Raw genomic sequence first — 15109 nt, 5'->3', positions numbered from 1 at the left:
CCCTCGGCTCGGCACCGCGTCCGGCGGGCTGAGCCTCTCGCTACCCTGGTGCCGTGGATTACGCGCTGCTCGGGGTCGTCGGGATCATCACGGTCGTCACCGTCGCGCGGTTCTCGAGCCGCCTCGGGATCGCCGCGCCGCTGCTCCTGGTCGTCATCGGGATCGGCGCGTCCTACCTCCCCGGGGTCCCGGACATCGAGGTCGAGCCGGAGCTGATCCTCGCAGGCGTGCTGCCGCCGCTGCTCTACTCGGCGGCGATCCAGGTGCCGCTCACCGATTTCCGGCGGAACCTGCGCTCGATCTTCGGGCTCTCGGTGTTGCTGGTCGTCGTGACCGCCCTCGTGGTCGGCGGCTTCCTCTACCTCGTGTTCCCCGATCTGAGCCTGCCCGCGGCGATCGCCCTGGGCGCCGTCGTGAGCCCGACCGACGCGGTGGCCGCGACCTCGATCGGCAAGAAGCTCGGACTCCCGCCCCGCCTGGTGACGGTGCTCGAGGGCGAGAGCCTCGTGAACGACGCGTCGGCGCTGGTGCTGCTGCGGGCCGCGACGGCCGCGGCCGCCGTGGTGGGCGCCTCCGTCACGACCGACGCGATCGACGTGGGCGAGGTGGGCGTCCTCTTCGTCTACTCCGTCCTGATGGCGATCGCCCTCGGACTCGTTATGGGGTTCCTCACCGTCTTCGTCCGCTCGAAGCTGCGCGACCCGGTGCTGGACACCGCCGTCTCCTTCGCTGTGCCCTTCCTCGCCTACATCCCGGCCGAGGAGCTGGGGGCGTCGGGCGTCCTCGCGGTCGTCGTCACCGGCATCTACACCGGCCACAACAGCGCGCGCTTCCTCTCGCCGCAGTCGCGGATCAGCGAGCGGGTCAACTGGCGGACAGCGCAGTTCCTGCTCGAGAACGGCGTCTTCCTGCTGATGGGCGCCGAGATCAAGGCGATCGTCTCGGGGGTCGTGGACCCGGGTGAGTTCGGAGTGGGCACCGCGGTGCTGCTGGGGCTGGCGACGGTGGTCATCCTGATCGTGCTGCGGACGCTCTTCGTGTGGCCGCTGCTCCTGTGGCTGCGCAGCTCCGGTCGGCGGGCGGAGCGGATCAACCGGCGGCTGGCGGTGGGCGTGATGCGGCTGCGCAACAGCGCCACCAGCGATGAGCGCTTCCGGCGGCGGCAGGTGCGAGCGGAGCGGCTCTACCTCCGGCGCGAGACCGATCTGGCCGCGACCACGAGCGAGGCGTTCGGCTGGCGAGGCGGAGTCGTCCTGTCCTGGTCCGGGATGCGCGGCGTGGTCACGCTCGCCGCGGCCCAGTCGCTGCCGGACGAGACTCCCTACCGCTCCCAGCTGATCCTGATCGCCTTCACCGTCGCCGTCGTGACCCTGCTCCTGCAGGGTGCCACGCTCCCCGCGCTGATCCGGCTCACCGGCATCCAGGGCACCGACGGCGAGGCCGACCGCCGCGAGCTCGCGACCCTGCTCGACGAGGTGGCGGCCACGGGCATCCAGGCCCTCCCCGAGGCGGTGGCGGAGCTGCCCGACGGCGAGGCGGGCGAGCGCGTCCTCGAGCGCGTGCGCCGCGACACTCTGACCCGCTCCCAGGTGGCCTGGGAGCAGGTCGGCCGCGCGGAGGACGCCCCTCTCGGCCCGCACGCGCAGTACCTGCGGCTGCGCCGAGCGGTGCTGCTCGCCGAGCGGGAGGCGCTGCTGGACGCCCGAGGGCGCGGCGTCTACGCCTCGCGGACGCTGCGGCGGGCGCAGCTGATGCTCGACGCCGAGGAGACCCGGCTCGAGATGGACGACAGCTCCCACTGACGGGAGGAGCCCGGCGGCGGCCTCCTAGACTGGGGGGATGCCGCGCAGCAACAGACCCCGGGGCAGCCGCCGTGACGACGACGACGAGCAGCGCGATCTCTCGCAGATGCTCGCCGGCTTCCGGCGCACCGAGTCCCACGCGGGCCGGGAGTGGAACGTCCAGCCCGTCTCCGCCGCACGGGCCGTGAAGAACTACCTCTGCCCGGGCTGCGGGCTCACCATCGACATCGGCCAGGCGCACCTGGTCACCTGGCGCGCCGACGGCGCACTCGGTGACGCGGCCGACCTGGCCGGCCGCCGCCACTGGCACACGCACTGCTGGAGAATCCGAGGAGCACGATGAGCCACGAGATCCGCGGAGGCGTCGTCCTCCCCGCCCGCCGCGAGGACGTCGAGCTGCACACGTCCGACGGGCTGACCCTCGTCGGGGAGCTCGCGCTGCCCCTGGAGCGCGAGCCGGTCGCGACGCTGGTGACCCTGCATCCGCTGCCCACCCACGGCGGCTTCATGGACTCGCACATCCTGCGGAAGGCGGCCGCCCGGCTGCCCGCGCTCGCCGATCTGGCCGTCCTCCGCTTCAACACCCGCGGCACCGCGTCGCCGCGGGGCACGAGCGGGGGCGCGTTCGGGCACGGCACCGACGAGCGCGCCGACGTCGCCGCCGCCCTGGCGCTCGTCGCGGAGCGCGGACTGCCGCACCCCTGGCTGGTCGGCTGGTCCTTCGGCACCGAGCTCGCGCTGAAGTGGGGGAGGGAGCACCCGGTCGAGGGAGCGATCCTGCTCTCGCCGCCGCTGCACCGCACGAGCGCGGAGGAGGTCGCCGCCTGGGGCGAGGACGGCCGTCCGCTCGTGGCGCTCGTCCCGGAGTTCGACGACTACCTGCGGCCGGAGGCGGCCGCCGAGCGCTTCGCGAGCGTGCCGCAGCTGGACCTCGTCGCCGTGGAGGGCGGGAAGCACCTCTGGGTCGGCGAGGCGCAGACCCGCCGGGTCCTCGACGAGATCGTGCGCGTCGTCGCGCCCGCCTCGTCCCCGCTGCCGACGGAGTGGGCGGGCGAGCTCGGCTGAGCCCGCCCGCGCGGCGACCGCCTAGCGGCCGGACGAGCCGCCGTCGGAGTCGCTGCCGTCGGAGTCGGAGTCGTCGCTGTCGCTGTCGTCCGCGAGTCCGTCGATGTGGCCGATGAGACCGCGCAGTCCGGACACGTAGCCGGCGATCGCGTCGCGCTCGGTGCGGATCTCGTCGAGGCGACGCTCGGCGGTGTCCATCAGCTCGCGGCTGCGGCGCTCCGCGTCCGCGACGAGCTTCTGCGCCTGGTCGCGAGCGTCGTCGAGGAGGGCGTCGGAGTCGTCCTGGGCCTTCCGGCGCAGCCGCGTCGTGTCGTCGAGGGCGTCGCTGCGGAGGGCGTCCGCCTCGAGGCGCTTGTCGTTCGCGCGCCGGATCGCGTCGGCGAGCTGCAGGTTCGACTCGTCGAGGTAGCGCTGGGTCTGCGCGACGGCCTCCTGGTGGCGGAGCAGGTCGTCGCGGTCGGCCTCCTCGCGGCGCGCGGCGAGCTCGACCACCAGGTCGATGCGGGCCTGCTCGACCTCGCGCGAGAGCGCTGCAGCCTCGTCGGCGGACGCGGCGCGCAGGCCCGCCAGCTCGGCGTCGAGCACGGCGACGGCCTCGGCGCGCTCCTGGGTGAGCCGGGTGCGCTGGTCGGCGATCTCGCGCGCTCCCTCGGCGCGGACGGCGGCGACCTCGGCGTCGAGCGCGGCGCGAGTCGAGAGCACCTCGGCCTCGACCGCCGAGCGCGCCTGGGCGACCTCGGCCTCGACGGCCGCGCGGAGCCGGTCGACCTCGGAGGCGACCTCGGCCCGCAGGAGCTCGTTGGCCTGGGCGAGGCGGGCTGCCTCGGCCCGGGCGACCTCGATCTCGCGGGCGGCGACGGCGCGCATCTCCGCGGCCTCGCGCTCGGCCTCGGAGCGGATCGCCGCGGCCTCGCGCTTCGCGGTCGCGCGGGTCTCGGCGGCCTCGGTCGCCACGGTGCCGCGGATCGCGGCGGCCTCGCGGACGGCGTCCTGGGTCATCACGTCGCGGTCGTCGGCGGCCTTGCCGAGCGTCGCCGCGGCCTGCGCCTCGGACTCGTCGCGGGTCCGGTCCGCACGGCGGCGCGCCTCGGTCACCAGGCGCTCGGCCTCGTCGCGCGCCTCCTGGACGATGCGGTCGCCGTCGTCGCGCGTGGAGCGGCGGAGAGCGGAGGCGTCGTTCTCGGCCTGCGCGATGATCCGCTCGGACTGCTCCTCGGCCACGCGCAGGGTGTGCTCGAGCTTGGCGCCCAGGCCGGCGTAGGTGGGGGTGCCGACCTGCTGCAGCTCCTTCTCGAGGCCCTCGATCCGGGAGGAGAGGCGCTTCACCTCGCGGCCGCTCTCGGCCGCCTGGGTGTTCGAGTGGATGAGCTCGCGGCGCAGGCCCTGGACGGCCTTGTCGACCTCGTCCCGGTCGTAGCCACGGAACACCTGGGTGAATTCGGCCTCGTCGTTCGCCACGTCGTCTCCTTCAGAGCAGGACCGCGGTGGGGCTCGCGGCACTCGGAAAGTGTATTCAGCGCGGAGGCCGCGGCCGGGGCGACACCCGCACCGCGCGCCGGTCGGGCCGCACTCTCGGCTTCTCCCGGGCATCGGAGCGAGGGCATCGGCTATCGTGGACTGTCTTTGTCTGTTGCCGTCGCGCCCCGGTCCGGCTGCGTACCCCGAGCCGGCCCCGGCCGTCACCCCGATCCGGCAACGCAGGAGGAGTTCTTTCGTGCGGTTCGTCTTCGCCATCATCGCCACCGTCATCGCTGCCGCGATGATCGTGCTCGGCATCGGTCAGCGGACGGTCTGGGCTCCTCCGGAGTCCCTCACCGCCGAGACCGCGCTCGACTCCTCCGCTCCCTACGCGGTGATCGGAGGCAGCACCCTGGGCGCCAACCCGGGCCGCCAGACGATCACGGTCGAGGGCAGCGGCGACCTCGTCGTCGCCTACGCCCCGACCTCCGACGTGCTGGGCTGGGTGGGCGGCTCGAGCTACGACGCCATCGGGTACGAACGCGCCGACGACACCCTCACCTCCGCGGAGGAGACGGGGGAGCGCGTCCAGCTCTCCTCCGACGTCGAGACCGCCGACGCGGCCGTCGTCGACCCGCGCGGCTCCGACCTCTGGCTCGAGCAGTTCGAGGGCAGCGGCAGCGTGACCCTGGCGCTCGACGTCCCGGAGGACGTCTCCATCCTCATCGCGAGCGACGGCACCGCGCCGGCAGCCGACTCCGTGCGCGTCAGCTGGCCCGTGGACACGGCGACGCCCCTCGCCGGCCCGCTGCTGCTCGGCGGCGCCGTGTTCCTCCTGCTCGGCCTCGTCCTGTACATCTGGGCCTTCGTCCACCTGCGCCGCCAGCACGGCCCGCGCCGGAAGGGACCGCAGGGCCGGATCCCGCGCGGCGCCCGCCGCCCCCGGCCGCGCGCCGGCATCCAGGCCTCCACGGCGTCGCCGGCGCCCTCGCGACGCCGGGCGGCCCTGGTGCTGCCCGTCGTCCTCGGGACGACCGTGCTCCTCTCCGGCTGCAGCTCCGACTACTGGCCGGATCTCGCTGCGGGCGCGAGCGAGGCGCCGACGGCGACCGCCACGGCGACCGCGGGCGCCGAGCCGGTCTCGGCCGAGCCGACCCCCGTGGTCACCACGCAGCAGGCGGAGGACATCGTCGCCGAGGTCGCCGACGTCGCGTCGCGCGCCGACGCCGCTCGGGACGCCGGGATCCTCGCCGAGCGCTTCCAGGGCGAGGCGCTGACCGAGCGCACCACCAATTACGACGTCGTCGCCAAGGGCGGGACGATCGACCCGCCGCAGACGATCCCGGCCTCGCCGGTGAGCCTGGTGCTCCCGCAGGACACGGAGTCGTGGCCGCGCCTGGTGACCGCCGTCGTGCAGAACTCGGCGGACACCACCCAGGCCCCGATCGCGCTGATGATGAGCCAGGCGAGCCCGCGGGTCGACTACAAGGTCGACTACGCAATCTCGCTCGAGGCCAACGCGCGGATCCCCGACGTCGCGCCGGTCACCGTCGGCACGTCGATCGTGGCGCCGGACTCGCGCCTCATGAAGCTCGCCCCGCAGACGGTCGGCTCCGCGTACGCGGACGTGCTCGCCAACGGCGACTCGAGCCAGTACGCCGAGCTCTTCGCGGCCGACGGCGACACCCTCCGGGGCCAGGTCGGCGTCGACAAGAAGAACGCCGACCGCGAGGCGCTGCCGGACACCGCCTCGATCGAGTTCTCGAACGCCGCCGGCACGTCGCCGACGATCGCGCTCGCGACGAACGACTCGGGGGCCCTCGTCGCGGCGAGCATCGCCGAGACGTCGACCGTCCGCCCCACCGCCGAGGGCTCGACCGTCTCGACCTCCGGCGCCTCGCAGACCCTGCTGGGCACCGACAAGTCGACGACCGGCATCGAGACCACCTACGGCTACCAACTGCTGTTCTACGTACCGCCCGTCGGATCGGAGGAGAAGATCGTGATGCTCGGATGGAGCCAGGGACTCGTCTCGGTGGTGCAGCTGCCGTGAGCACCGTCCCGCCCCTGCCCGGAAACCTCCGCGGCGCCGTCGACCTCTCATCGCTGGTGAACCGCCGCACCCCGCCCGCCGCCGCCGGTTCTCCGGCCGCGCCCGCCGCCCCCGGAGGCGCGCCCGGCGGGAACCCGCTGCTGCTGACCGCCGGCGACGCCGAGTTCGACCAGGTGGTCCAGCTCTCCTCGCGCGTTCCGGTGATCGTCGACCTGCGCGGCTCCTGGTCGGACCAGAGCCAGAGCATGACCGCTCTGCTCGAGAAGGTCGTCGTCTCGTACGCCGGCGCGTTCGTGCTGGTCGGGGTCGACGTGGAGTCGAGCCCGCAGCTGGCGCAGGCGTTCCAGGTGCAGTCCGTGCCGACGGTCGCTGCGATCATCGGCGGCCGCCCGGTGCCCCTGTTCAGCGGCCTCGTCGCCGAGGAGCAGCTGCGCGACCTGCTCGACCAGGTCCTCCAGCTCGCCGCTCAGAACGGCGTCACGGGCACCGTGCCCGTGGAGGGAGCCGCTCCCGCCGAGGGCGCGGAGCCCGAGCCGGAGCCGCTGCCGCCACACCACCAGGAGGCCTACGACGCGATCGACCGGGGCGACTACGCCGCGGCGATCACCGAGTACGAGACCGCCATCGCGCAGAACCCCCGCGACGACCTCGCCGTCGCCGGTCTCGCCCAGGTGCGGCTGCTGGCTCGCCTCCAGGGCCGCACGCTCGACGACATCCGCTCGACCGCCGCGGCCGAGCCGTCGAACCTCGACGCGCAGCTCGCCGTCGCCGACCTGGACGTCTCCGGGGGACACGTCGAGGACGCCTTCGACCGGCTGCTCTCGATGTTCCCGCGCCTCGACGCCGACGGGAAGGCCGCCGTCCGGGCGCGCCTCCTGGAGCTCTTCGAGATCGTCGGCCAGGCCGACCCGCGCGTCACCAAGGCACGGGCCCGGCTCACCGGCCTGCTCTACTGACGCCGGCCGGAACGCCGAGAGGCCGCCCGCTCGCGACGATCGTCGCGGCGGGCGGCCTCTTGCGTGCGGGGACCGGTCAGTCGGCGGGTCGCAGGTAGAGCACGGCCAGCGGGGGCAGGACCAGCTCGGCGGACGCGGGGCGGCCCGCCCACGGCTCCTCGCGCGCGTCGACCGCTCCGAAGTTCCCGACTCCGCTGCCGCCGTAGATCTCGGCGTCCGTGTTGACGAGCTCCTCCCAGCGGCCGGCCGTGGGCAGGCTCACGCGGTAGCCGTGCACGGGCGATCCCGAGAAGTTGGCGATGACGGCGATCGGGCGCCCCTCGCTGTCCTTCCGCAGGAACGAGACGACGTTGGCCGCGGCCGCGCCGCCGTCGATCCACTCGAAGCCCGCCTGCTCGTGGTCGAGCTCCCAGAGCGACGGGGAGTCGCGGTAGACGCGGTTCAGCTGCCCGACGAGGCTCGAGAGGCCGCGGTGGCTCGGCTGGTCGAGGATCCACCAGTCCAGGCCCCGCTCCTCGCTCCACTCCGAGTACTGGCCGAACTCCTGGCCCATGAAGAGCAGCTGCTTGCCGGGGTGCGCCCACATGAAGGCGAGATAGGCGCGCACGTTGGCGAGCTGCTGCCAGTGGTCGCCGGGCATCTTCTGAATCAGCGAGCCCTTGCCGTGCACGACCTCGTCGTGGCTGATCGGCAGGACGAACTTCTCACTGAAGGCGTAGACGAACGAGAAGGTGATCTCGCCCAGGTGGTACTGGCGCCAGAGCGGGTCGTTCGCCATGTAGTCGAGCGAGTCGTGCATCCAGCCCATGTTCCACTTGAGCCCGAAGCCGAGGCCGCCGGAGCTGGTGGGCTGGGTGACGCCGGGCCAGCTGGTCGACTCCTCGGCGATCATCATGATGCCGGGGTGGAGCTTGTAGGCCGTGGCGTTGACCTCCTGGAGGAAGCTGATCGCCTCGAGGTGCTCGCGTCCGCCGTACTGGTTCGGCAGCCACTCGCCCTCCTTGCGGGAGTAGTCGAGGTAGAGCATCGAGGCGACGGCGTCCACGCGCAGGGCGTCGACGTGGAACTCCTCGAGCCAGAACAGGGCGTTCGCGACGAGGAAGTTGCGCACCTGGGTGTGCCCGAAGTCGAAGACGTAGGTGCCCCAGTCCATCTGCTCGCCGCGGCGCCAGTCCGGGTGCTCGTAGAGCGGCTCGCCGTCGAAGCGGGCGAGGGCGAAGTCGTCCTTGGGGAAGTGCCCGGGCACCCAGTCGACGATGACGCCGATGCCGGCCTGGTGCAGGCGGTCGATCAGGTACTTGAGGTCGTCGGCCGTGCCGAAGCGGCTGGAGGGCGCGTAGTACCCGGTGACCTGGTAGCCCCAGGAGCCGCCGAACGGGTGCTCGGCCAGCGGCATGAACTCCACGTGGGTGAAGCCGAGCTCGGTGACGTACTCGATCAGCGGGTCCGCGAGGTCGCGGTAGCCCAGTCCCGGACGCCAGGAGCCGAGGTGCATCTCGTAGACGCTGAGCGGCTGCGTGTGCGGGTCGACCGAGGCGCGCTTCTCCATCCAGCCGGAGTCGCGCCACTGGTGGTGCGAGACGGGGACCTTCGAGGCGGTCGCGGGCGGCACCTCCGTTGCGCGGGCCATCGGGTCGGCCTTGCGGACCCAGTGGCCGTCGCGCGAGAGCAGGTCGAACTTGTAGGAGGCTCCGGGCTCGACGCCCGGCACGAAGATCTCCCACACCCCGGTCGTGCCGAGGTTGCGGAGGGAGTGGCCCTCGCCGCTCCAGTCGTTGAAGTCGCCGACGACCCGAGCGGCCTGGGCGTGCGGGGCCCAGACGGCGAAGCTCGTGCCCCAGACCCCCTCGTGCTCGCGGTGGCGGGCACCGAGCGCCTCCCAGAGCCGCTCGTGGCGGCCCTCGCCGATGAGGTAGAGGTCGAAGTCGCCGACCGTCTTCGAGAAGCGGTAGGGGTCCTCCGCGGTCCACTCGCCGCCGCCGCTGTAACGGGCCTCGACGGTGTACGCCTGCGGGCCGAGGATGTGGAAGCCCTGCCAGATCCCGTCGCTGAGGTGGCTGAGTTCGACGCGGGCTCCGGTGGCGAGCACCACAGCGACCTTCTCGGCGAGCGGACGGCGCACGCGCACGACCGTCACCGGGTCGGAGACGCCGGGGGCCGCGACGAGGTGCTGGCCCAGGACGTCGTGGGGGAGCGCGTTGCTGCCGGTGGCGAGCTGCTGGAGCACCCACTCGGGGATGTCGGGCAACGCGATCGCCGCGGTGCCGTCGACGGAGCCGGCGGCGGACGCGGGGTCCGCAGTCGTCCCGTCGGAACCGGCGGTCGTCTCGACGGGAGCCGCGCTGTCGGCGGCGACGGAATCGGCGGCGTCGGAACTGGCGGAGACCGCGTCGTCGTGCAGGGCGTCCTCGGAGCCGCTGCCGACCGGGGCGGAGTCCGCGTCCTCGGCGGCGTCGGGCTGCTCGGTCGCGGCGTCGTCGGCCGTGTCCGGCTGCGGCGCCTCCGGGACCGTCTCGACCGCGTAGCTGCGCGCGTTCTCGCCGTCCCCTCCCGGGTGCTGCGGAGCGTCGGGCGCCGCCTCGGCGACGTGCGCGCCGCGGCCGGAGGTGGTCGCCGAGCTGGTGCCCGTCGTGGGGACCGTCTCGGCGTGCGCGCCGAGGCCCGCCTCCTCGGCCGGGCTCGTGCCCTCGGGAGTGGTTCCGCTCATCGCTCGTCCGCCTTCACGCTCAGGATGTGCACGGGCTCGACGAACGAGTCGAGCCGCACGTAGTCGTCGCTGCCCCAGGTCCAGACGGCGCCGGTGATCAGGTCCTCGACCTCGAAGGTCGCGCTCCAGTCGAGGCCGATCGCGGGCAGGTCGAGGTGGACCGTGGTCTCGCGGGCCGAGTGCGGGTCGGTGTTGACGACGACGATGATCGTGTCGTCGGTCCCGGTGCCCGTGAACGCTGCCTGCAGGTGCTTGGAGTAGACGAGGATCGCGTCGTCGTCGCTGCCGTGGACGTGCAGGTTCCGCAGCTGCCCGAGCGCGGGGTGCGAGCGCCGGATCTCGTTGAGGCGCGTGATGTACGGCGCCAGCGAGCGGCCCGACTCCTCGGCTCCGGCCCAGTCGCGCGTCTTGTACTCGTACTTCTCGTTGTCGATGTTCTCCTCGGCGCCCGGGCGAGCTACGTTCTCGACCAGCTCGTAGCCGGCGTAGACGCCCCACAGCGGCGACGCGGTCGCGGCCAGGGCCGCCCGCACCTTGTACGCCGAGCGGCCGCCGTACTGGAGGTACTCGGTGAGGATGTCCGGCGTGTTCACGAAGAGGTTCGGCCGCATGTAGTCGGCCGTCTCGTGGGAGATGCTCGTGAAGAACTCGCCGAGCTCCTCCTTGGTGTTGCGCCAGGCGAAGTAGGAGTACGACTGCTGGAAGCCGACCTTGCCGAGCGCGCGCATGATCGCGGGGCGCGTGAACGCCTCCGCGAGGAAGACGACCTCGGGGTGCTCGGCGTTGACCTCGTGGATGATCCACTCCCAGAAGTCGAGCGGCTTCGTGTGGGGGTTGTCGACGCGGAAGATCCGCACGCCCAGGTCGATCCAGTGCCGCAGGACCCGCAGCGACTCCTGCCGGATGCCCTCGGGATCGTTGTCGAAGTTGATCGGGTAGATGTCCTGGTACTTCTTCGGCGGGTTCTCGGCGTAGGCGATCGAGCCGTCGGGGAGCGTCGTGAACCACTCGGGGTGGCTGGTGACCCAGGGGTGGTCGGGCGAGGCCTGCAGGGCGAAGTCGAGGGCGAGCTCGAGGCCCGCGTCCTCGACCGCGGCGTGGAAGGCGCGGAAGTCGTCCTCGGTGCCGAGGTCCGGGTGGATCGCGTCGTGCCCGCCCTCGGCCGAGCCGATCGCCCACGGCGAGCCGGGGTCGTTCTCGCCGGCGTCGAGGGTGTTGTTCGGGCCCTTGCGGAAGGAGCGGCCGATGGGGTGGATCGGCGGCAGGTAGAGCACGTCGAAGCCCATCGCGGCCACGGCGGGGAGGCGGTCGATCGCGGTGCGGAAGGATCCGCTGGTCACGGTCCCGTCCTCGTGGCGCACGGCGCCCTCGGAGCGGGGGAAGAACTCGTACCAGGCGCCGACGCCGGCGCGGGTGCGCTCGACGTGGACGGTGCGCGGCTCCGAGACGCTGGTGAGGCTCATCACCGGGCGGGCGTCGAGCGCGCCGTGGACGGCGGGACCGGTCGCCGCGGCGAGGCGCTCCTCGGTGCTCAGCGAGGCGTCGCCGATGCGGGCGGCGGTGTCGGAGAGCAGGCTGCGCTCGCTCTCGGGCCGCGAGGAGTCGTCGGCGCCGCTGCGCAGAAGGCCCTCGCCGATGGCGAAAGTGACGTCGATGTCCAGGCCCGCCGGGATCTTGACCTCGGCGGTGTGCAGCCAGGTCGCCCAGTCGTCGGCGAAGGCGCGGATGCGGTAGCTCCAGTCGCCCTCCTCGTCGAGGGCCACGAGACGCCCGTAGCGGTCGGTGCCGGTCGCGAGGAGCGACATCCGGTGCTCCGACTCGGCCCCGGAGGGCGAGCTCAGCAGGAGGTCGACGCCGATGAGGTCGTGCCCCTCGCGGAAGGCGGTCGCGGCGAAGGGGACGACCTCGCCGACGAACGCCTTCGCGGGCCAGCGGTCGTCCTCGAGCCGCGGCTGCGGGTCGATGATCGGCAGGCGCTCGGCGCGGACGCGGTAGCCGCTCCCGGTCGTCGCGGGCGCCGGCGACACGTCGGGTGCGTCCGCGGTCAGCGGGGCGGCCGGAGCGCTGTCGGCCGCGGGGGGAGCAGGAGCCGCCTCGGGGGCGGCGGCGGGCGCCGGAGCGGCCGTCTCGGGAGGCGCCGACGCCTCCTGGGGTGCGCGTCCGCGACCCGCTCGCCGTGCGTCCTTGCCGTTCTGAGCCTTGCCGAAAGGTATCTGAGCCACGTCACGACAGTAGCGACCGGCGACGGCTCGCACACGACGCTTGCGCCCGCGCTCGGGCCTGTGCAAACGGACCCGGGGTGAGCGCGCCGGAGCGTCGAGGGGGGTCCGCGTCCCGCCGATCCGCGGTGGCCGGGGTCCGCTAGGGTGACCGAGCGCGACCGCCCCGGTGCTCCGCGACCGGGAGATCCGGGGTCCGCAGAGAGTCGAGGGGTGCCGTGAAGGCGATCCGCCGCTTCATCGTCCGCTCCGTCCTCCCGCCCGAGCTCTCGGCTCTGGGCGATCTGGCGGGCAACCTGCGCTGGGCCTGGCACGAGCCCGCCCGGCGGCTGTTCGAGCGGGTCGATCCCGAGCTGTGGCGGCGCGGGGGAGCGGACCCCACCGCCCTGCTCGGAGCGGTGAGCCCCGAGCGCCTCGCCGAGCTGGCGGGGGACCAGGGCTTCGTCGACGAGGCGTGGCGCCTCCGCGACGAGCTGGAGCGCTACCGCGCCGAGCCGCGGTGGTACCAGTCGCTCCCGGAGTCGGCTCCGCGCTCGATCGCCTACTTCTCGCCGGAGTTCGGCATCGCGGCGGCTCTGCCCCAGTACTCCGGCGGACTCGGCATCCTCGCCGGCGACCACCTGAAGGCGTCCTCCGACCTGGGCGTGCCGCTCACCGGTGTCGGCCTCTTCTACCGGTCGGGCTACTTCTCGCAGAAGCTCTCCGCCGACGGCTGGCAGGTCGAGTCCTACCCCTCGCTCGACCCCGACGGGCTGCCGTTGCGCGTCGTCCGCCTCGCCGACGGCTCGCCCGCCCGCATCGTGCTGGCGCTCCCCGAGGGCCGCGCGCTCTACGCCCGGGTCTGGCGCGCCGAGGTGGGCCGGGTGACCCTCCTCCTGCTCGACACCGACATCCCCGAGAACGAGGACTCGCTCCGCTCGGTCACCGACCGCCTCTACGGCGGCGGGGGCGAGCACCGCCTGCTGCAGGAGCTTCTGCTGGGCATCGGCGGGGTCCGCGCGCTCGAGCTCTGGGCCGAGGTCTCGGGCGGCGCCCTCCCGGAGGTGTTCCACACCAACGAGGGGCACGCCGGCTTCCAGGGGCTCGAGCGCATCTCCGGCCTGATCGGCGCGGGCCTGGACTTCGACCAGGCGCTCCAGGTGGTGCGGGCGAGCACGGTCTTCACCACGCACACTCCGGTGCCGGCGGGCATCGACCGCTTCGACCGCGGGATGATCGAGGAGTACTTCTCCACGGAGCTGCTCCCGGGCGTGCAGGTCGAGGACGTGCTCGCGCTGGGCGCCGAGCCGGGGGACTCCGGGACGGCGTTCAACATGGCGTACATGGGTCTGCGCCTCGCGCAGCGCTCCAACGGCGTCTCGACGCTGCACGGCGAGGTCAGCCGCTCGATGTTCTCGAGCCTCTGGCCCGGCTTCGAGACGGCGGAAGTGCCGATCGGCTCGGTGACGAACGGCGTCCACGCGGCGACCTGGACCGATCCGATCCTCCGGCGGCTCGCCGAGGAGCGGCTCGGCACCGACGACACGACGACGGCCGACTGGGCCTCGGGCGCGCTCGGCGACACCGAGCTGTGGGCCGCGCGCCGGGCGATGCGGGAGCAGCTGGTCCAGGACGCCCGCCGCCGCGCCGCCCGCTCCTGGCGCGAGCAGAACCCGGGCGGCCTCCCGCCGGCCTGGCTCGACGAGCTGCTGGACCCGGACGTGCTGACCATCGGCTTCGCCCGGCGGGTGCCGACCTACAAGCGGCTGACCCTGATGCTCCACGACCCCGAGCGCCTGCGCGCGCTGCTCACCCACCCGCAGCACCCGATCCAGATCGTCATCGCGGGCAAGTCCCATCCGGCCGACGAGGAGGGGAAGCGGCTGATCCAGCGGCTCGTCCGCTTCGCGCAGGAGCCGGACGTGCGCCGGAGGATCGTCTTCCTCCCGGACTACGACATCGCGATGGCGCAGCTGCTCTACCCGGGCACCGACGTCTGGCTCAACAACCCGCTACGACCGCTCGAGGCGTGCGGCACCTCCGGGATGAAGGCGGCGCTCAACGGCTCGCTCAACCTCTCGATCCTCGACGGCTGGTGGAACGAGTACTTCGACGGCGAGAACGGCTGGGCGATCCCCTCCTCCGACCGCGCGCTCGACCCGGAGGCCCGCGACACGCTCGAGGCCGAGGCACTCTACGAGCTGCTCGAGACCGAGGTGGTACCGCGCTACTACGAGCGCGATCACGACGGCGTGCCCAGGCGCTGGGTGCGCTCGATCCGGCACACCCTCGCGACCCTCTCGCCCGAGCTCTCGGCCGAGAGGATGGTGCGCCAGTACGTCGAGGCGCTCTACTCGCCGGCCGCCGAGGCCGGGCGGGCCGTCGCCGCCGACCACTTCGAGCCGGCCAAGGAGCTGGCGAACTGGAAGCGGCGCGTCCGCGCCGGCTGGCCCGGGGTCGCAGTGGCGTCCGTCGAGTCCGGCGGGATCGACGCGGTGCCCCAGCGCGGGGACCGGCTCGCCGTGCGGGCGGGCGTGCGCCTGGGCGAGCTCTCGCCGGAGGACGTCTCGGTCGAGGTCGTCTACGGGACGACGTCCGCCGACGGCTCGCTCACGGAGGTCCGCCACCACGAGCTCGAGGTGGTCGAGGAGTCGGGTGCCGTGGTGCCCGCCGACGCGGTCGGCCGCGTGCCGTACGCCGGAGTGGTCACCCTCGACCGCAGCGGCTCCTTCGGCTACACCGTCCGCGTCGTGCCGCGGCACCCGCTCCTGGCCCGCTCCGCCGAGCTGGGCCTGGCCGCCGCCGCAGGCTGACCCCGCGCCCGAGTGGCATCTCGCGGGAGGAGGACGGCACCCGGAGGGGGAGGGCGC

9 protein-coding genes are annotated in these 15109 nt (G+C 73.3%); 6 read left to right on the top strand and 3 right to left on the bottom strand.

Annotation, left to right across the window (positions count from 1 at the left end):
- Positions 1-53: 53 nt before the first annotated feature.
- The 3 genes from GSU45_RS08845 to GSU45_RS08835 are packed head-to-tail and all read left to right on the top strand — an operon-like array spanning position 54 to position 2867.
- Entirely contained in the window at positions 54-1802 is a 1749-nt protein-coding gene (locus GSU45_RS08845) for a sodium:proton antiporter (protein ID WP_159914309.1), read from the top strand.
- Between the two features lie 37 nt (positions 1803-1839).
- Positions 1840-2145 carry a hypothetical protein gene (locus GSU45_RS08840; RefSeq protein ID WP_208543419.1) on the top strand — a complete coding sequence of 102 codons (306 nt, stop codon included), beginning with the start codon at positions 1840-1842 and terminating at the stop codon, positions 2143-2145.
- The gene (locus tag GSU45_RS08835; RefSeq protein ID WP_159914307.1) at positions 2142-2867 is read left to right on the top strand and encodes an alpha/beta fold hydrolase; all 726 of its coding nucleotides are present in this window, start codon (positions 2142-2144) and stop codon (positions 2865-2867) included. The genes GSU45_RS08840 and GSU45_RS08835 overlap by 4 nt, the downstream gene beginning before the upstream one ends.
- 21 nt (positions 2868-2888) lie before the next feature.
- On the opposite strand, the gene GSU45_RS08830 is transcribed toward GSU45_RS08835, so the two are convergent.
- Entirely contained in the window at positions 2889-4325 is a 1437-nt protein-coding gene (locus GSU45_RS08830; RefSeq protein ID WP_159914305.1) for a DivIVA domain-containing protein, read from the bottom strand.
- 256 nt (positions 4326-4581) lie between these two features.
- Here GSU45_RS08830 and GSU45_RS08825 point away from each other — a divergent pair, with 256 nt between their 5' ends.
- Entirely contained in the window at positions 4582-6378 is a 1797-nt protein-coding gene (locus tag GSU45_RS08825; RefSeq protein WP_159914303.1) for a hypothetical protein, read from the top strand.
- Entirely contained in the window at positions 6375-7334 is a 960-nt protein-coding gene (locus tag GSU45_RS08820; RefSeq protein ID WP_159914301.1) for a tetratricopeptide repeat protein, read from the top strand. The genes GSU45_RS08825 and GSU45_RS08820 overlap by 4 nt, the downstream gene beginning before the upstream one ends.
- Positions 7335-7410: 76 nt before the next feature.
- On the opposite strand, the gene glgB is transcribed toward GSU45_RS08820, so the two are convergent.
- Both glgB and GSU45_RS08810 read right to left on the bottom strand, forming a co-directional pair.
- Positions 7411-10041, bottom strand: a complete 2631-nt coding sequence (gene glgB / locus GSU45_RS08815; RefSeq protein ID WP_159914299.1) for a 1,4-alpha-glucan branching protein GlgB — start codon at positions 10039-10041, stop codon at positions 7411-7413.
- Positions 10038-12008 (bottom strand): alpha-1,4-glucan--maltose-1-phosphate maltosyltransferase, encoded by a 1971-nt coding sequence (locus tag GSU45_RS08810; RefSeq protein WP_279631117.1) that lies wholly within the window; start codon positions 12006-12008, stop codon positions 10038-10040. The genes glgB and GSU45_RS08810 overlap by 4 nt, the downstream gene beginning before the upstream one ends.
- Positions 12009-12478: 470 nt before the next feature.
- Between GSU45_RS08810 and glgP the strand changes: the two genes are divergently transcribed.
- A complete protein-coding gene (gene glgP, locus GSU45_RS08805; RefSeq protein WP_159914297.1) occupies positions 12479-15052 on the top strand; it encodes an alpha-glucan family phosphorylase in 2574 nt (857 codons plus the stop codon).
- The last annotated feature ends 57 nt before the right edge of the window (positions 15053-15109 follow it).

The organism is Rathayibacter sp. VKM Ac-2801 (assembly GCF_009834245.1).
GTDB lineage: Bacteria > Actinomycetota > Actinomycetes > Actinomycetales > Microbacteriaceae > Rathayibacter.
The sequence above is the reverse complement of the archived record's forward strand: the minus strand, read 5'-3'. Positions and strand labels throughout refer to the sequence as shown.